Genomic DNA, 14,468 nt, shown 5'->3' with positions numbered 1-14,468 from the left:
TCGGCATGAACCTCTCCGGCCCCTTCATCAAGCGCCCGGTGGCGACCATGCTGTTGTCGCTGGCGATCATGCTGCTGGGCGGCGTGAGCTTCGGCCTGCTGCCGGTGGCGCCGCTGCCGCAGATGGATTTCCCGGTGATCGTGGTCCAGGCCAGCCTGCCCGGGGCCAGCCCCGAGGTCATGGCCTCCACCGTGGCCACGCCCCTGGAGCGTTCCTTCGGCGCCATCGCCGGGGTCAACACCATGAGCAGCCGTTCCAGCCAGGGCTCGACCCGGGTGATCCTGCAGTTCGACCTGGACCGCGACATCAACGGCGCGGCACGGGAGGTGCAGGCAGCCATCAACGCCTCGCGCAACCTGCTGCCCAGCGGCATGCGCAGCATGCCCACCTACAAGAAGGTCAACCCGTCCCAGGCGCCGATCATGGTGCTGTCGCTGACCTCCGATGTGCTGGAGAAGGGCCAGCTCTACGACCTGGCCTCGACCATCCTGTCCCAGAGCCTGTCCCAGGTGCAGGGCGTGGGCGAAGTGCAGGTCGGTGGCAGCTCCTTGCCGGCGGTGCGCATCGAGCTGGAGCCGCAGTTGCTCAACCAGTACGGCGTGGCCCTGGACGATGTGCGCAATGCCATCGCCAATGCCAACCAGCGCCGGCCCAAGGGCTCGGTGGAGGATGACCAGCGGCTGTGGCAGATCCAGGCCAACGACCAGTTGGAAAAGGCCCGTGACTACGAGCCGCTGATCATCCACTACAACAACGGCGCGGCCCTGCGCCTGAAGGACGTGGCCAAGGTCAGCGACGGCGTCGAGGACCGCTACAACAGCGGCTTCTTCAATGACGACGCGGCGGTGCTGCTGGTGATCAACCGCCAGGCCGGGGCCAACATCATCGAGACGGTGAACGAGATCAAGGCTCAGTTGCCGGCGTTGCAGGCGGTGCTGCCGGCCAGCGTCAAGCTCAACCTGGCCATGGACCGCTCACCGGTGATCAAGGCCACCCTGCACGAGGCCGAGATGACCCTGCTGATCGCCGTGGCCCTGGTGATCCTGGTGGTGTACCTGTTCCTCGGCAATTTCCGCGCCTCGCTGATCCCGACCCTGGCGGTACCGGTATCCCTGGTGGGCACTTTTGCCATCATGTACCTCTACGGTTTTTCCCTGAACAACCTGTCGCTGATGGCGCTGATCCTTGCCACCGGGCTGGTGGTGGACGATGCCATCGTGGTGCTGGAGAACATCTCCCGGCATATCGACGAAGGTATCGCGCCGATGAAAGCGGCGTACCTGGGGGCCAAGGAGGTGGGCTTCACCCTGCTGTCGATGAACGTGTCGTTGGTGGCGGTGTTTCTCTCGATCCTGTTCATGGGCGGGATCATCGAGAGCCTGTTCCGCGAATTCTCCATCACCCTGGCCGCGGCCATCGTGGTATCGCTGGTGGTGTCCCTGACCCTGACCCCGATGCTCTGCGCGCGCTGGCTCAAGCCCCACACCCCGGGCCAGGAGAACCGCCTGCAACGCTGGAGCCGGCGCAGCAACGACTGGATGATGGGCAAGTACGCCACCAGCCTGGACTGGGTGCTGCGGCACAGGCGCCTGACCCTGCTCAGCCTGCTGCTGACCATTGGCGTCAACGTGGCCCTGTACGTGGTGGTGCCCAAGACCTTCATGCCCCAGCAGGACACCGGCCAGTTGATCGGTTTTGTCCGCGGCGACGACGGCCTGTCCTTCAGCGTGATGCAGCCGAAGATGGAAATCTTCCGCCGCGCCGTGCTCAAGGATACGGCAGTGGAAAGCGTGGCCGGCTTCATCGGTGGCAACAACGGCACCAACAACGCCTTCATGCTGGTACGCCTGAAGCCGATCAAGGAACGCAATATCTCGGCGCAGAAGGTCATCGAGCGCCTGCGCAAGGAAATGCCCAAGGTGCCCGGCGCGCAACTGATGCTGATGGCCGACCAGGACCTGCAGTTCGGCGGCGGCCGCGAGCAGACCACCTCGCAGTATTCCTACATCCTGCAAAGCGGTGACCTGGGCGAGTTGCGCCAGTGGTACCCGAAAGTGGTGACGGCGCTGCGCGCCTTGCCTGAGCTGACCGCCATCGACGCCCGGGAAGGCCGCGGTGCCCAGCAAGTGACCCTGATGGTGGACCGCGACCAGGCCAAGCGCCTGGGGGTGGACATGGACATGGTCACCGCGGTGCTCAACAACGCCTACAGCCAGCGGCAGATCTCCACCATCTACGACAGCCTCAACCAGTATCAGGTGGTGATGGAGGTCAACCCGAAATACGCCCAGGACCCGATTACCCTGAATCAAGTGCAGGTGATCACCGCCGACGGCGCGCGGATTCCGCTGTCGGCCATCGCCCACTATGAAAACAGCCTGGAAGACGACCGGGTCAGCCATGAAGGGCAGTTCGCCTCGGAAAGCATTTCCTTCGACATGGCCGAGGGCGTGACGGTGGAGCAGGGCACCGCCGCCATCGAACGGGCGATCGCCAAGCTGGGCATGCCCGAAGACGTGATCGTCAAGATGGCCGGCACCGCCGATGCCTTCGCCGCCACCCAGAAGAGCCAGCCGTTCATGATCCTCGGCGCGCTGCTGGCGGTGTACCTGGTGCTCGGGGTGCTCTATGAAAGCTACATTCACCCGCTGACCATCCTCTCCACCTTGCCCTCGGCCGGGGTTGGCGCCTTGCTCTCGATCTATGTGCTGGGCGGTGAGTTCAGCCTGATCTCGCTGCTGGGGCTGTTCCTGCTGATCGGGGTGGTGAAGAAGAACGCGATCCTGATGATCGACCTGGCGCTGCAACTGGAGCGTCACCAGGGCCTGGACCCGCTGCAGTCGATCCGCAGCGCCTGCCTGCAACGCCTGCGGCCGATCCTGATGACCACCCTGGCGGCGATCCTCGGCGCCTTGCCGTTGCTGCTGGGCGGTGCCGAAGGCTCGGAAATGCGCCAGCCCCTGGGCCTGACCATCATTGGCGGCCTGGTCTTCAGCCAGGTCCTGACCCTCTACACCACCCCGGTGGTCTACCTCTATCTCGATCGCCTGCGCCACAAGTTCAACCACTGGCGTGGGGTCCGTACCGATGCTGCTCTGGAAACGCCGCTATGACCGACCAATCGTCCCGTCCCGTTACTCTGCTGTCCGCCCAGCGCCTGGCCATGGCCCGGGGCTCGCGGGCCTTGAGCCTGGGCCTGTGCGTGCTGCTGCTCAGCGCCTGCGCCATCGGTCCCGACTACCAGCGGCCCCAGGTGGCCGAGCCGGTGCACTACAAGGAAGCCGAAGGCTGGCGCCAGGCCAACCCCAGCGACGCCCTGGCCCGTGGCGCCTGGTGGGAGCTGTACGGCGATGCCCAGCTCAATGGCCTGATCGACAAGCTCAACAGTTCCAACCAGAGCGTGGCCCAGGCCGAGGCGCAGTTCCGTCAGGCCCGGGCTCTGGTGCGCAGCTCCCGGGGTTCGTTCTTTCCCAGTGTCGACCTGAGCGCCGGCAAGACCCGCGCCAGCCAGGGCACCGGCAGCAGCAGTTCGGCCCTGAGCAGTTCCAGCAGCGGCATTCGCGACACCTACAACACCCAGTTGGGGGTGAGCTGGGAAGCGGACGTGTGGGGCAAGTTGCGCCGTGACCTGGAAGCCAACGAGGCCAGCGCCGAGGCCAGCTTCGCCGACCTGGCGGCCATGCGCCTGAGCCAGCAGTCCGAGCTGGCGCAGAACTACCTGCAACTGCGGGTGATCGATGAGCAGAAGCGCCTGCTGGAGGCCACGGTGGCGGCCTATCAGCGCTCCCTGACCATGACCCAGAACCAGTACCAGGCCGGGGTCTCCGGCAAGGACGCGGTGGCCCAGGCCCAGACCCAGCTCAAAAGCACCCAGGCCGACCTGATCGACCTGATCTGGCAGCGGGCGCAGTTCGAGAACGCCATCGCCGTGCTGATCGGCGTGCCGCCGGCAGAGTTCAACCTGGCCGAGAGCAAGACCATCCCCGTGCTGCCCCAGGTGCCGTTGGGCGTGCCGTCGCAACTGCTGGAGCGGCGCCCGGACATCGCCTCGGCGGAGCGTTCGGTGATTGCCGCCAACGCCAAGATCGGCGTGGCCAAGGCCGCCTATTACCCGGACCTGACCCTGAGCCTGGCCGGCGGCTACAGCAGCAGCACCTACGCCGACTGGATCAGCCTGCCCAACCGCTTCTGGTCGGTAGGGCCGAAACTGGCCATGACCCTGTTCGACGGCGGCCAGCGTTCGGCGGAAGTGGACCGCACCGAGGCGGTGTACGACCAGACTGTGGCCAAGTACCGGCAGACCGTGCTCGACGGTTTCCGCGAGGTGGAGAACTACATGGTCCAGCTCAAGGTCTTGGAGGACGAGGCGGGGGTGCGCCAGCAGGCCCTGGATTCGGCCCGCGAGGCCCTGCGCCTGACCGAGAACCAGTACAAGGCCGGGCTGATCGCCTACCTGGATGTGGTCACCAGCCAGACCACAGCCCTGAGCAACGAGCGCAGCGTGCTCAGCCTGTTGCAGAGCCGGCTGATCGCCAGCGTGCAGTTGATCGCCGCCATGGGCGGTGGCTGGGATGGCCAACTGCAGGCCAGCGAGCAGAAATAGGCCCTTGAAGGCCTTGCAGCAAGGTGGCTGCAAGGCCTGCTCGACAGCCGCAGGCAGAGTGCATCCGGAGCCGTTTGCAACTGCTCACGACTTTCCGCAAAGCCCATACCCACAGGGCTTGTAGGGATATGAGACAGCCGAAAACGGCGTTCTGTCCGACTAATGGCTTTTTGCTAACTTTGTAGATGCGTTCTTCCACGCAATCAGTACAATCTGCGGTTTTGCCCGCCGCGCAGGGATGTCGGCACAACGGCCAAGAGACGCCTCATGCTCATCGGTAGCTACTCCTCCGCACTGGTCCTGATCTCCATTTTCGTGGCGATCCTCGCTTCCTATACTGCCCTTGACCTGACCGGGCGCATTGCCATCACCACCGGCCGTGCCGCTTATCTATGGATGATGGGCGGAGCCCTGGCCATGGGCGTCGGTGTGTGGTCCATGCACTTTATCGGCATGCTGGCCTTCAGCCTGCCCATCGATCTGGGCTACGACATCCAGCTCACCGCCTTGTCGTTGCTGATCTCCATCCTGTCCTGCGGCTTTGCCCTGTGGCTGGTGAGCCAGCCGCGGCTGCCGCTGTGGCAGTTGCTGTTCGGCGCACTGGTCATGGGCTCGGGCATCAGTGGCATGCACTACACCGGCATGGCGGCCATGCGCATGCAGCCGGGCATCGACTACGACCCGAGCCTGTTCGGCGCCTCGCTGCTGATTGCCTTCGGCGCGTCGCTGGCGGCGCTGTGGATTGCCTTTCGCCTGCGCCAGAACACCCCTTACGTACGTCTGGCCCGGACCGGCGCGGCGATTGTCATGGGCTTTGCCATCGTCGGCATGCATTACACCGGCATGGCCGCGGCGCGTTTCGCCGATGGCAGTTTCTGCGGCGCCCTGGGCAACGGCCTGAGCGGCAAGGGCCTGGACAACCTGGTGCTGATCACCACCCTGGCGGTGTTGATCATCGCCTTGCTGACCTCGGTGCTGGATGCGCGGCTGGAAGCCCGCACCGCGGTGCTGGCGCAATCGTTGACCGAAGCCAACAAGGAACTGACCCAACTGGCGTTGCACGACACCCTGACCGGGCTGCCGAACCGCATTCTGCTGGCCGATCGCATTGACCAGGCGATGCACCGGGTCACTGCCCATGGGGGCTGTTTTGCGCTGATGTTCATCGATCTGGACGGTTTCAAGCCGGTCAACGACGCCTTTGGCCACCACATGGGCGACCAGTTGCTGCGCGAAGTGGCCCAGCGCCTGCGCGAGGATTTGCGCAGCGAAGACACCCTGGCGCGGATCGGCGGCGATGAGTTCGTGCTGCTGGTGCAACTGGCCGAGCCGGACGATGCCCTGCGCCTGGCGGCACGCCAGGTGGGGCTGGTATCGCGCTCGTTCCGGGTGGCCGAGCACGACCTGCAGATTTCCGCCAGCATCGGCATTGCGGTGTACCCGGGCAATGGCCTGAGTGCCCAGGAACTGCTGATGAACGCCGATGCGGCGATGTACCACGCCAAGGGCACCGGCAAGAATGGCTACAGCTTTTTCGATGCCTCGATGAACAGCAATGCCCGGCGCCAGCTGCAATTGCTGCAGGATCTGCGCAATGCCCTGGAGCATCATCAGTTCCGCCTGCACTACCAACCCAAGTTCGACGCTGCCAATGGCCTGCCGGTGGGGGCCGAGGCGCTGCTGCGCTGGGAGCATCCCCAGCATGGTCTGTTGCTGCCGGACAAGTTCATCGAACTGGCGGAGAAGACCGGGCTGATCATTGCCATCGGCGAGTGGGTGCTCAACGAGGCCTGCCGGCAGATGCGCGAGTGGTACGTCCAGGGCTACACCGACTGGCGCATCGCGGTAAACCTCTCGGCCTTGCAGTTCTGCCATGCCGGGCTGGTCAGGAGCGTGGCCAGTGCCCTGGAACGCTATCACCTGCCGGCCAACAACCTGACCCTGGAAATCACCGAAACCACGGCGATGAACGACGCCGATGTCAGCATGCTTGTCCTGCAACAGCTGGCGGACATGGGGGTGGACCTGTCCATCGACGATTTCGGCACCGGCTATTCCAGCCTGATGTACCTCAAGCGCCTGCCAGCCAACGAGCTGAAGATCGACCGCGGCTTCGTCCGCGACCTGGAGCACGACAGCGACGATGCCGCCATCGTCTCGGCCATTGTCGCCCTGGGCCAGGCACTGGGCCTGCGGATCGTCGCCGAGGGCGTGGAAACCGGGGTGCAGCAGACCTTCCTCACCCAACTGGGCTGTGATTCCCTGCAAGGCTATTTCCTTGGCCATCCGCTGCCGCCCGAAGGTTTCATGCAGGGCATCCACCGGGGCGAAGAAAAAGCCTGAGCCTCTCGCCTTGCCGGTTGCGGTCGCGATCTGGCGGCAGTTCGCAGGGATATGGCCGCCGCCGAGGCTCCAGCCGGTTTGCGCCGTCGGTGCGCGGGGTACCGTGCACTTCTACTGGCTTGATGTGGCACATTTGCGCAGTTTTCATCGCCGCCCGCGCGGTGTTTAATGGCTCGCGTTGAAATGTTCAGTGAGGGAGTCGGCAGCATGGATAAAGTCATCGTCATCACCGGTGGCGGACGGGGTATAGGCGCCGCCACGGCAGTGTTGGCCGCGCAGCAGGGATTCAAGGTGTGCATCAACTACCAGGCCGATGAGCAGTCCGCCCTGCAGGTGCTCGAACAGGTTCGCGCCCTGGGCGTGCAGGCCATCGCGGTGCGCGCCGACGTCAGCATCGAGGATGAAGTGATCGGTCTGTTTCAGCGGGTCGACAGCGAACTGGGGCGGGTCACGGCCCTGGTCAACAATGCCGGGACCGTGGGCCACAAGTCGCGGCTGGATGAAATGTCCGAATTTCGCATCCAGAAGATCATGAAGACCAATGTCATGGGGCCGATCCTCTGCGCCAAGCACGCGGTGCTGCGCATGTCGCCGCGCCATGGCGGGCAGGGCGGCAGCATCGTCAACGTCTCCTCTGTGGCGGCGCGCCTGGGTTCGCCGGGGGAATACGTCGACTACGCCGCCTCCAAGGGCGCCCTGGACACCTTCACCATCGGCCTGTCCAAGGAAGTGGCGGGCGAGGGCATCCGCGTCAACGCGGTGCGCCCGGGCTATATCTACACCGACTTTCATGCCCTGAGTGGCGATGCCGACCGGGTCAGCAAGCTGGAATCGGCAATCCCCATGGGCCGCGGCGGGCGTCCTGACGAAGTGGCCGAGGCGATTGTCTGGCTGCTGTCGGACAAGGCCTCCTACGCCACTGGCACCTTCGTCGACCTGGGCGGCGGGCGCTGAGCCCTCGCAAGTCCGCGGCCTATCCCGTTGGAGCCGGCTTGCCGGCGAAGAGGCCCTTGAGTCTTGTGCCGCGCTTGCGGACGCCTTCGCTGGCAAGCCAGCTCCTAAGGTTTCCTCAACGGGCGCGGCGGCGGCCGGGGCCGATCAGCAGGGCCAGCAATAGCCCCAGTACGCTGATGCCAAAGCTCATCAACTGTGGCATCAGGAACCCCAGGGTTTCCCCCGGGCGGTTGCAGCTGTAGCCATATCCATCGCCTTGTTCATGGGCCCAGACGCCCGGTGTGGCGCTCACGTCCACGGGCGCCGAAGGTGCAGGTTCCTCATTGGAAATCCCCAGGTTCGAATGGCTCGCGCTGCGCCTTTCCAGCTGTTCGATGGCCTGCAACTGGGCGTCGTTGCAGCGGTTCTGCGCCCAATTGCCGACCACCACCAGGGCGGACAGCAGAAGTAGCAGCGGCACCGGGTAATAACGCCGGGTCCGCAGCAGGGGCGCTACCACTAGCCCGGCCAGGAAACCCGCCAGCAGCAGATTGACCCAGAACCACGGGCCGCCTTCCCAGCTCGGCGGTATTAACTGCACCAGCAGCGGGGGCAGCACAGCGCGGGCGAACAGCAGGCACAGGGCGGCCGCGAGCAGGGTGATCAGCAGGGTCTTGATCCAGGATTTCATGGCGACTTCATCGTTCTAGTGAGGGGGAGGCAAAGTGTGCGCATCAGTCCTGCGCGGCCAGCTCGGGTATCGGCGGCGGGGTAAAGCGCCGGGCGTATTCGAGCATCTCCCGGGGGAAGATCATGTGTTTCACCGCGCTGTCGTCCAGGCCGAACAGGTAGGCCACCGCCGCAGCCTCGAAGGCCCAGTAGCCGAAGTAGGAACCCTCGTCGCCTTGCATGTGAGAGTCGTGCCAGGGGGCCTGTTCGAACGCTTCGTACCACTGGTTGCAGTACTCCACCAGCAGCTCCCGAGGCTCGTTCGGGTCTTCGCTGTAGATCGCCCAGATCAGGGGCGTGTAGACGGGGTGGAACCACTCATCAACGTTTTCACGGTCCGGCAGGTAGGCCTTGAGCAGATCCTCGATCAGGGTGTCCTGGCCGTTAAAGCCGGCGCGGTCCTGCAGCAGTGCCATGCGCGGCAGCAGGTCGCTGCGCTGCAGCAGGATGCACAGGCTGATGACCTGGACATATTCCTCGTACTCGTCGGGGTAGTCTTCGATGTTCAGCGGCGCGATATCCGGTCGTTCTTCATAAACCTCCATCTTGCGCTGGTAATCTTCGTAGCCTTCGATCACCCCATCCAGCTCCCGGGCCAGTTGCTCCATGGGCGCACCGCCGGTGTAGCCCAGGATCAGGTGGTGCAGGCGCGCGCTGCGCACACTGGAAGCCTTGAGGGAGGCTTCCTGCTCGGGGCTGTCGGCCATCATCGAGTGGGTCTGCCAGTGGGCCTCTTCGCCGGCCAGGCTTTCGAGGAAGTCGTGGTACTGCTTGTGGCTGAGAAACACCTGTCTGCGGTTCATGTCGGTGCCTTGTCTCAGTACACGGGAATCAGGGTGAAGGGCGCCTTGCGCTGCGAGGCTTCCAGCAGCAGGGTCGCCAGGTCGACTTCGGCGGGCTCCAGGTCAAGCTGCTCCAGCTCTTCTACCAGTTGCTGCGCATCGGCGGGCAGGGCAACGATCGGCAGGCGCAGGTAGGGCCGCGGGTCTTCGCCGTAGTAGATCTTCACCGGGCCCTCGGGGATGCCTTCCAGGCGGGCAAAACCCTCTTCGTCGAGGTTGCCCTCGGCTTGCGAGCCATCACTGAACACTGCTCGGTAGGCGGCGCCGGACACTGGTTCCAGGTTGGGGTAGTGCAGGTTCAGCTCCAGCCAGTGGCCCTCACCGGTGAGGTGTTCCAGGCCCTGGTTGATGTCCTGGGCGATGCTCGCGGCGTCGTGGGCGCCGGGTTGTGGCGCGGCGGTGAGGGTCGTTGGGCGCGGTTCCAGGGAGGACTGCGGCTTGGGTGCCAGGGCCGGGCCGCGGCTGTGGGCGGCGGCCGAGTTGTTGCGTTGCTCGGCGATCCAGGGGGCTATGCGTTCTTGCACCGACACCATGAGGAACTCGGTGTGTTCGCAGGCTTCGTTGAGGTTGTGCAGCACCAGGCGCTGCTGCTGGGGCGTCAGGCCGTTGAAGGTGCTGGAGGCGCTCACGCCGCGGATGATCTCGGGCAGTTCTTCGGCCAGGCGCACGGGGTCCAGGCACTTTTCCAGCAGCTGTTCGGGGCTGGTTTTCAGGCGGCAGGCCAGCAGGGTGTAGCGGATCATGTCGAAGAGCTTTTCGGCGTGGCGCTGGGGTGCGCGGTTGATCAGGCGCAGAAGGGTCTTCAGGCCTTGTCCCGGGCCGGGGATCCAGCCGATCAGGGCCAGGGCCAGGTCGAAGAAGGCGTCTTCCTCGTCCTTGGGGTTGTTGATGGCGTCCAGCTCGAAGATCGCCTGGATGCAGTCGTAGGCGTTGAGTTCCTGGGTCAGCAGTGGCAGACGGCCGCGTTCGATCGCCTTGAGCAGTTCGGCCTTGGCCTCTGGGTAGTCGTCGTAATACAGGTCTTCGACCATGACGTGTTCCTTTCCCTGGAAAATTGGAGCGCGGATGCTGAATGAGTTGAGGGGAGGTGGCAAGGGGATTTGGTTCTTTCATGGGGCGCGTGGGATGGGGTACCTATCCATTCCGGCGGGTGCGGCTACTTGCGGTTCCGCTCTTGCATCGACTCACTCGGCCTGGAGATTGGGTGGTGTGCAGCGCCCCGTAGGAGCTGGCTTGCCCGCGAAGGCGTCCGCTCAGGCGCTGCATGGCTCACGGGCCTCTTCGCCGGCAAGCCGGCTCCTACAGGTGTGGATGGGGCGGTTGTGCTTAAAAGGACCGAATGATCCGTCCCAGGGTTTCCATGGCCTTTTCCGCGGCTTCGTTCCACGGGCTGCCGTAGTTCAGGCGGATGCAGTTGCGAAAGCGCTGGGTCGGGGAAAAGATCGGCCCCGGGGCAATGCTGATGCCTTGGGCCAGGGCCATCTGGAACAGTTTCAGCGAGTCCATCTGCGGCGGCAGCTCCAGCCACAGGAAGTAGCCGCCTGCCGGCTGGCTGACCCGGGTCTGGGCCGGGAAGTAGCGGGCGATCGCCGCCAGCATGGCGCTCTGCTGTTCTTCCAGGGCATAGCGCAGCTTGCGCAGGTGGCGGTCGTAGCCACCGTGTTGCAGGTAGTCGGCAATCGCCGCCTGGGCCGGCATCGAGGCACACAGCGAGGTCATCAGTTTCAGCCGTTCGATCTTCTGCGCATAGCGCCCCGCCGCGACCCAGCCGATGCGGTAGCCCGGCGCCAGGCTCTTGGCGAAGGAGCCGCAGTGCATCACCAGGCCCTCGGTGTCGAAGGCCTTGGCCGGTTTCGGCGCCTGCTGGCCGTAGTACAGCTCGGCGTAGACGTCGTCTTCGATCAGCGGCACCTGGTGCTGGCGCAGCAGCTCCACCAGCTCCTGTTTCTTCGCCTCGGGCATGCTCGCGCCCATGGGGTTCTGGAAGTTGGTCATGCACCAGCAGGCCTTGATCGGGTGCCGCTCCAGGGTCTGGGCCAGCACCCCGAGGTCGATGCCGTCGCGCGGGTGCACGGGGATTTCCACCGCCTTGAGCTTGAGCCGCTCCAGCACTTGCAGGCTGGCGTAGAAGGCCGGAGCCTCGATGGCCACCAGGTCGCCGGGCTCGGTCACCGCTTGCAGGCACAGGTTCAGCGCCTCCAGGGCGCCGTTGGTGATCAGCAACTCCTCCATGGGCAGCATCAGCCCGGCCACCATGTAGCGCAGGGCGATCTGCCGACGCAGCTGCGGATTGCCCGGCGACATGTCGGTGACCACCACCCGCGGGTCCATCTCGCGGCTGGCGCTGGCCAGGGAGCGCGACAGGCGCTGCAGGGGGAACAGGGTCGGGCTGGGGAACGCCGAGCCGAAAGGCACGGTGCTCGGGTCCTTGATCGAATCGAGCACCGAGAACACCAGTTCGCTGACATCGACTTCGGTGGATTCATTGACTTCGCTGCTGATCACCGGTTCCGAGAACGGGCTCGGCGCGTGGGCATTGACGAAGTAGCCGGAGCGCGGGCGGGCGCGGATCAGGCCGCGACGCTCCAGCAGGTAATAGGCCTGGAACACCGTCGACGGGCTGACCCCGTAGGTCTGGCTGGCGTAGCGCACCGAAGGCACACGCTGGCCCGGCCCCAGGACCCCGGAGCGGATCAGTTCGGCGATGTCATCGGCGAATTTTTCGTAGCGTTTCATCTGCGGTTGAGGATCCAGTCTGGTCATCGGGTCGACATATCTGCGGTGGCGAGGGAGTGACGAGCGCCGCCAGCGGGCTGGCGGCGGGTGTCCGGTTCATTGGCTCCGGGGCCGGCCCCGGAGGGAGCCGGCTCCCTCGCCAGGGCATTCTAGAGGCTCAGCGGTTCATCGGCGCGACAAAACGACTCTTGGCCACGGCGTAGACGCCCGGGTCATCGCTGTCGCTGACCTTGAAACTGATGGCCTGGGAGCTGCTCTGCGCCTTGTCCTGGGTCATCGCCACGGACACCGGCAGGTCGGTGATTTCACCGGGGGCCAGGCTCAGCTCGGTCTTGCCCTGCAGCTCGAAGCCTTCGCCATCCACCAGGGCCAGGTGGTACTGCTGGCGTTCCTGGGTCTTGTTGATGATCTTCAGGCTGTAGATGTTCTCGATCTGGCCCAGGGCGTTCTCGCGGAACAGGCCGCGGTCCTTGCTCACGTCCAGGGACACCATCGGCCGCTGCACCAGGGCCAGGGCCAGGGCGCCGATCATCACCAGCAGCACCAGGCTATAGCCCACCAGGCGAGGACGCAGTAGGTGGGTCTTGCCGCCTTGCAACTCGTGTTCCGAGGTGTAGGCGATCAGGCCGCGGGCGTAGCCCATCTTGTCCATGATCGAGTCGCAGGCGTCGATGCAGGCTGCGCAGCCGATGCACTCCATCTGCAGGCCGTCGCGGATGTCGATACCGGTAGGGCAGACCTGTACGCACAGCTGGCAGTCGATGCAGTCGCCGAGGCCGACATCGGCAGGCTTCACATCACGCTTGCGCGGGCCACGGCTTTCGCCGCGCACCGGGTTGTAGGAAATGGTCAGGGTGTCCTTGTCGAACATCACGCTCTGGAAGCGCGCATAAGGGCACATGTGCATGCACACCGCCTCGCGCAGCCAGCCGGCGTTGATGTAGGTGGCCGCGGCGAAGAACAGCACCCAGAACAGGCTCAGGCCGCCGATCTGCAGGGTCAGCAGTTCCTGGGCCAGGGGGCGGATGGGGGTGAAGTAGCCGACGAAGGTCAGGCCGGTGAGCAGGCTGATGCCCAGCCACAGGGTGTGCTTCATGGCCCGGCGGGCCAGCTTGTTCAGGCCCCAGGGCGCGGCCTGCAGCTTGATCCGCTGGTTGCGCTCGCCCTCGGTGACCTTTTCGCACCACATGAACAGCCAGGTCCACGAGCTTTGCGGGCAGGTGTAGCCGCACCAGACGCGGCCGGCGAACACGGTGATGGCGAACAGGCCGAAGGCGCAGATGATCAGCAGCGCCGAGAGGAGGATGAAGTCCTGGGGCCAGAAGGTTGCGCCGAAAATGTGGAACTTGCTTTCGGCCAGGTCCCAGAGCACGGCCTGGCGGCCACCCCAGTTGAGCCACACGGTGCCGAAGAACAGCAGGAACAGGAAACCTGCGCCGCTCATGCGCAGGGTGCGGAACAGGCCGCTGAAACTGCGGGTGTAGACGTGTTTGTCAGTGGTCTTCGTCTTCATCTGTGTAGGGCGTGAAGGTTCGAAGGTTTCTACTAATCGGACGGGGATTCTTTCGCTCATGGTCGTTCGCTCATCAGCCTCCATCAGGCCGGGCAACTATGACCACGGATCTGTTTGCATAACAGACTCAGGTATTTGATAAAAAACCGGATCAGATGGCCCTTTGCAGCGCCCCTGCGACAACTTGCCGTACCCCCTCAGGTGCCACCAGGGAGGGCTGCAGGCCGTGCCGGCACAGGGCCGCGGGGCGGGCCCTGATCCAGGTCAGTCAAATCACCGAATCACCTTCACTGGCTTTCAGATGGCGCCGGCCGTCGGTGGCGCCTGCTACGGTCAATGCGTCGGCTTCTGCTTCGGTGATGTAGACCCGCTCGCCACCCAGGTCCACCGCCGACATCGACTTGGCGCTGTCGGTGATGATGGTCACGGCGCTGGCCGGGAGGTGCTGGTGCAGGGTTTCGGTGTCGAAATAGCAGGTCTGGTTTTCGATGCGCAGGCTCATGGTGGTTACCTCAAGGCAATGGCTATACAGGTTAGGGCGCAGGGGCTGGCCAGGGTTCGACCACGGCGATCAACGGTGGCTGGGCAGACGTTGGCGGGTGGGGGCGCAGGCTTGTGCAGGAACTGGCTGGCCAGCGAAGGCGTCCGTGGGGTTGGCAGCCGGCTCTTGGGCCTCTTCTCCGGCAAGCGGTTCCTGCGGTGGTGGTGATGGCGGCACCTTTTGCTGGCGGGCGCGGTCCATCGCTCAGGAACCCGCGAAGGGACGAGG

10 protein-coding genes are annotated in these 14,468 nt (G+C 64.8%); 4 read left to right on the top strand and 6 right to left on the bottom strand.

Features of this window, described 5'->3' with window-relative positions:
* Positions 1-5 precede the first annotated feature (5 nt).
* The 4 genes from ABCR88_RS16895 to ABCR88_RS16880 all read left to right on the top strand — a co-directional run bounded on the left by ABCR88_RS16895 (position 6) and on the right by ABCR88_RS16880 (position 7,900).
* Positions 6-3,113, top strand: a complete 3,108-nt coding sequence (locus ABCR88_RS16895; protein WP_350402764.1) for an efflux RND transporter permease subunit — start codon at positions 6-8, stop codon at positions 3,111-3,113.
* Complete coding sequence (locus ABCR88_RS16890) at positions 3,110-4,603, top strand: efflux transporter outer membrane subunit (protein ID WP_015635504.1); 1,494 nt, start codon at positions 3,110-3,112, stop codon at positions 4,601-4,603. Before ABCR88_RS16895 ends, ABCR88_RS16890 begins: the two co-directional genes overlap by 4 nt.
* A gap of 267 nt (positions 4,604-4,870) precedes the next feature.
* Positions 4,871-6,946, top strand: coding sequence for an EAL domain-containing protein (locus ABCR88_RS16885; RefSeq protein WP_232642200.1), 2,076 nt, complete (start codon positions 4,871-4,873; stop codon positions 6,944-6,946).
* A gap of 207 nt (positions 6,947-7,153) precedes the next feature.
* On the top strand, positions 7,154-7,900 hold the full coding sequence (locus tag ABCR88_RS16880; protein WP_015635506.1) for an SDR family oxidoreductase: 747 nt from the start codon (positions 7,154-7,156) through the stop codon (positions 7,898-7,900).
* Between the two features lie 115 nt (positions 7,901-8,015).
* On the opposite strand, the gene ABCR88_RS16875 is transcribed toward ABCR88_RS16880, so the two are convergent.
* The 6 genes from ABCR88_RS16875 to ABCR88_RS16850 all read right to left on the bottom strand — a co-directional run bounded on the left by ABCR88_RS16875 (position 8,016) and on the right by ABCR88_RS16850 (position 14,201).
* On the bottom strand, positions 8,016-8,570 hold the full coding sequence (locus ABCR88_RS16875; RefSeq protein WP_236187278.1) for a hypothetical protein: 555 nt from the start codon (positions 8,568-8,570) through the stop codon (positions 8,016-8,018).
* Between the two features lie 43 nt (positions 8,571-8,613).
* On the bottom strand, positions 8,614-9,411 hold the full coding sequence (locus ABCR88_RS16870; protein ID WP_041118074.1) for a PoNe immunity protein domain-containing protein: 798 nt from the start codon (positions 9,409-9,411) through the stop codon (positions 8,614-8,616).
* A 14-nt stretch (positions 9,412-9,425) separates the two neighbouring features.
* On the bottom strand, positions 9,426-10,481 hold the full coding sequence (locus ABCR88_RS16865) for a hypothetical protein (RefSeq protein WP_325984597.1): 1,056 nt from the start codon (positions 10,479-10,481) through the stop codon (positions 9,426-9,428).
* A gap of 295 nt (positions 10,482-10,776) precedes the next feature.
* A complete protein-coding gene (gene mapR / locus ABCR88_RS16860) occupies positions 10,777-12,186 on the bottom strand; it encodes a GntR family transcriptional regulator MpaR (protein ID WP_011061157.1) in 1,410 nt (469 codons plus the stop codon).
* 157 nt (positions 12,187-12,343) lie between these two features.
* On the bottom strand, positions 12,344-13,759 hold the full coding sequence (gene ccoG / locus ABCR88_RS16855) for a cytochrome c oxidase accessory protein CcoG (RefSeq protein ID WP_011061158.1): 1,416 nt from the start codon (positions 13,757-13,759) through the stop codon (positions 12,344-12,346).
* A gap of 208 nt (positions 13,760-13,967) precedes the next feature.
* Entirely contained in the window at positions 13,968-14,201 is a 234-nt protein-coding gene (locus ABCR88_RS16850) for a DUF3203 family protein (RefSeq protein WP_011061159.1), read from the bottom strand.
* Between the last annotated feature and the right edge of the window lie 267 nt (positions 14,202-14,468).

It is taken from the genome of Pseudomonas sp. W17 (assembly GCF_040268305.1).
In the GTDB taxonomy this organism is placed as follows: Bacteria; Pseudomonadota; Gammaproteobacteria; order Pseudomonadales; family Pseudomonadaceae; genus Aquipseudomonas; species Aquipseudomonas protegens.
The sequence above is the reverse complement of the archived record's forward strand: the minus strand, read 5'-3'. Positions and strand labels throughout refer to the sequence as shown.

Bases quoted from the DNA above. Each gene is read 5' to 3' on its own strand.
- ABCR88_RS16895 (WP_350402764.1), top strand. From the start codon at position 6: ATGAACCTCTCCGGCCCCTTCATCAAGCGCCCGGTGGCGACCATGCTG.
- ABCR88_RS16890 (WP_015635504.1), top strand. From the start codon at position 3,110: ATGACCGACCAATCGTCCCGTCCCGTTACTCTGCTGTCCGCCCAGCGC.
- ABCR88_RS16885 (WP_232642200.1), top strand. From the start codon at position 4,871: ATGCTCATCGGTAGCTACTCCTCCGCACTGGTCCTGATCTCCATTTTC.
- ABCR88_RS16880 (WP_015635506.1), top strand. From the start codon at position 7,154: ATGGATAAAGTCATCGTCATCACCGGTGGCGGACGGGGTATAGGCGCC.
- ABCR88_RS16875 (WP_236187278.1), bottom strand. From the start codon at position 8,570: ATGAAATCCTGGATCAAGACCCTGCTGATCACCCTGCTCGCGGCCGCC.
- ABCR88_RS16870 (WP_041118074.1), bottom strand. From the start codon at position 9,411: ATGAACCGCAGACAGGTGTTTCTCAGCCACAAGCAGTACCACGACTTC.
- ABCR88_RS16865 (WP_325984597.1), bottom strand. From the start codon at position 10,481: ATGGTCGAAGACCTGTATTACGACGACTACCCAGAGGCCAAGGCCGAA.
- mapR (WP_011061157.1), bottom strand. From the start codon at position 12,186: ATGAAACGCTACGAAAAATTCGCCGATGACATCGCCGAACTGATCCGC.
- ccoG (WP_011061158.1), bottom strand. From the start codon at position 13,759: ATGAGCGAAAGAATCCCCGTCCGATTAGTAGAAACCTTCGAACCTTCA.
- ABCR88_RS16850 (WP_011061159.1), bottom strand. From the start codon at position 14,201: ATGAGCCTGCGCATCGAAAACCAGACCTGCTATTTCGACACCGAAACC.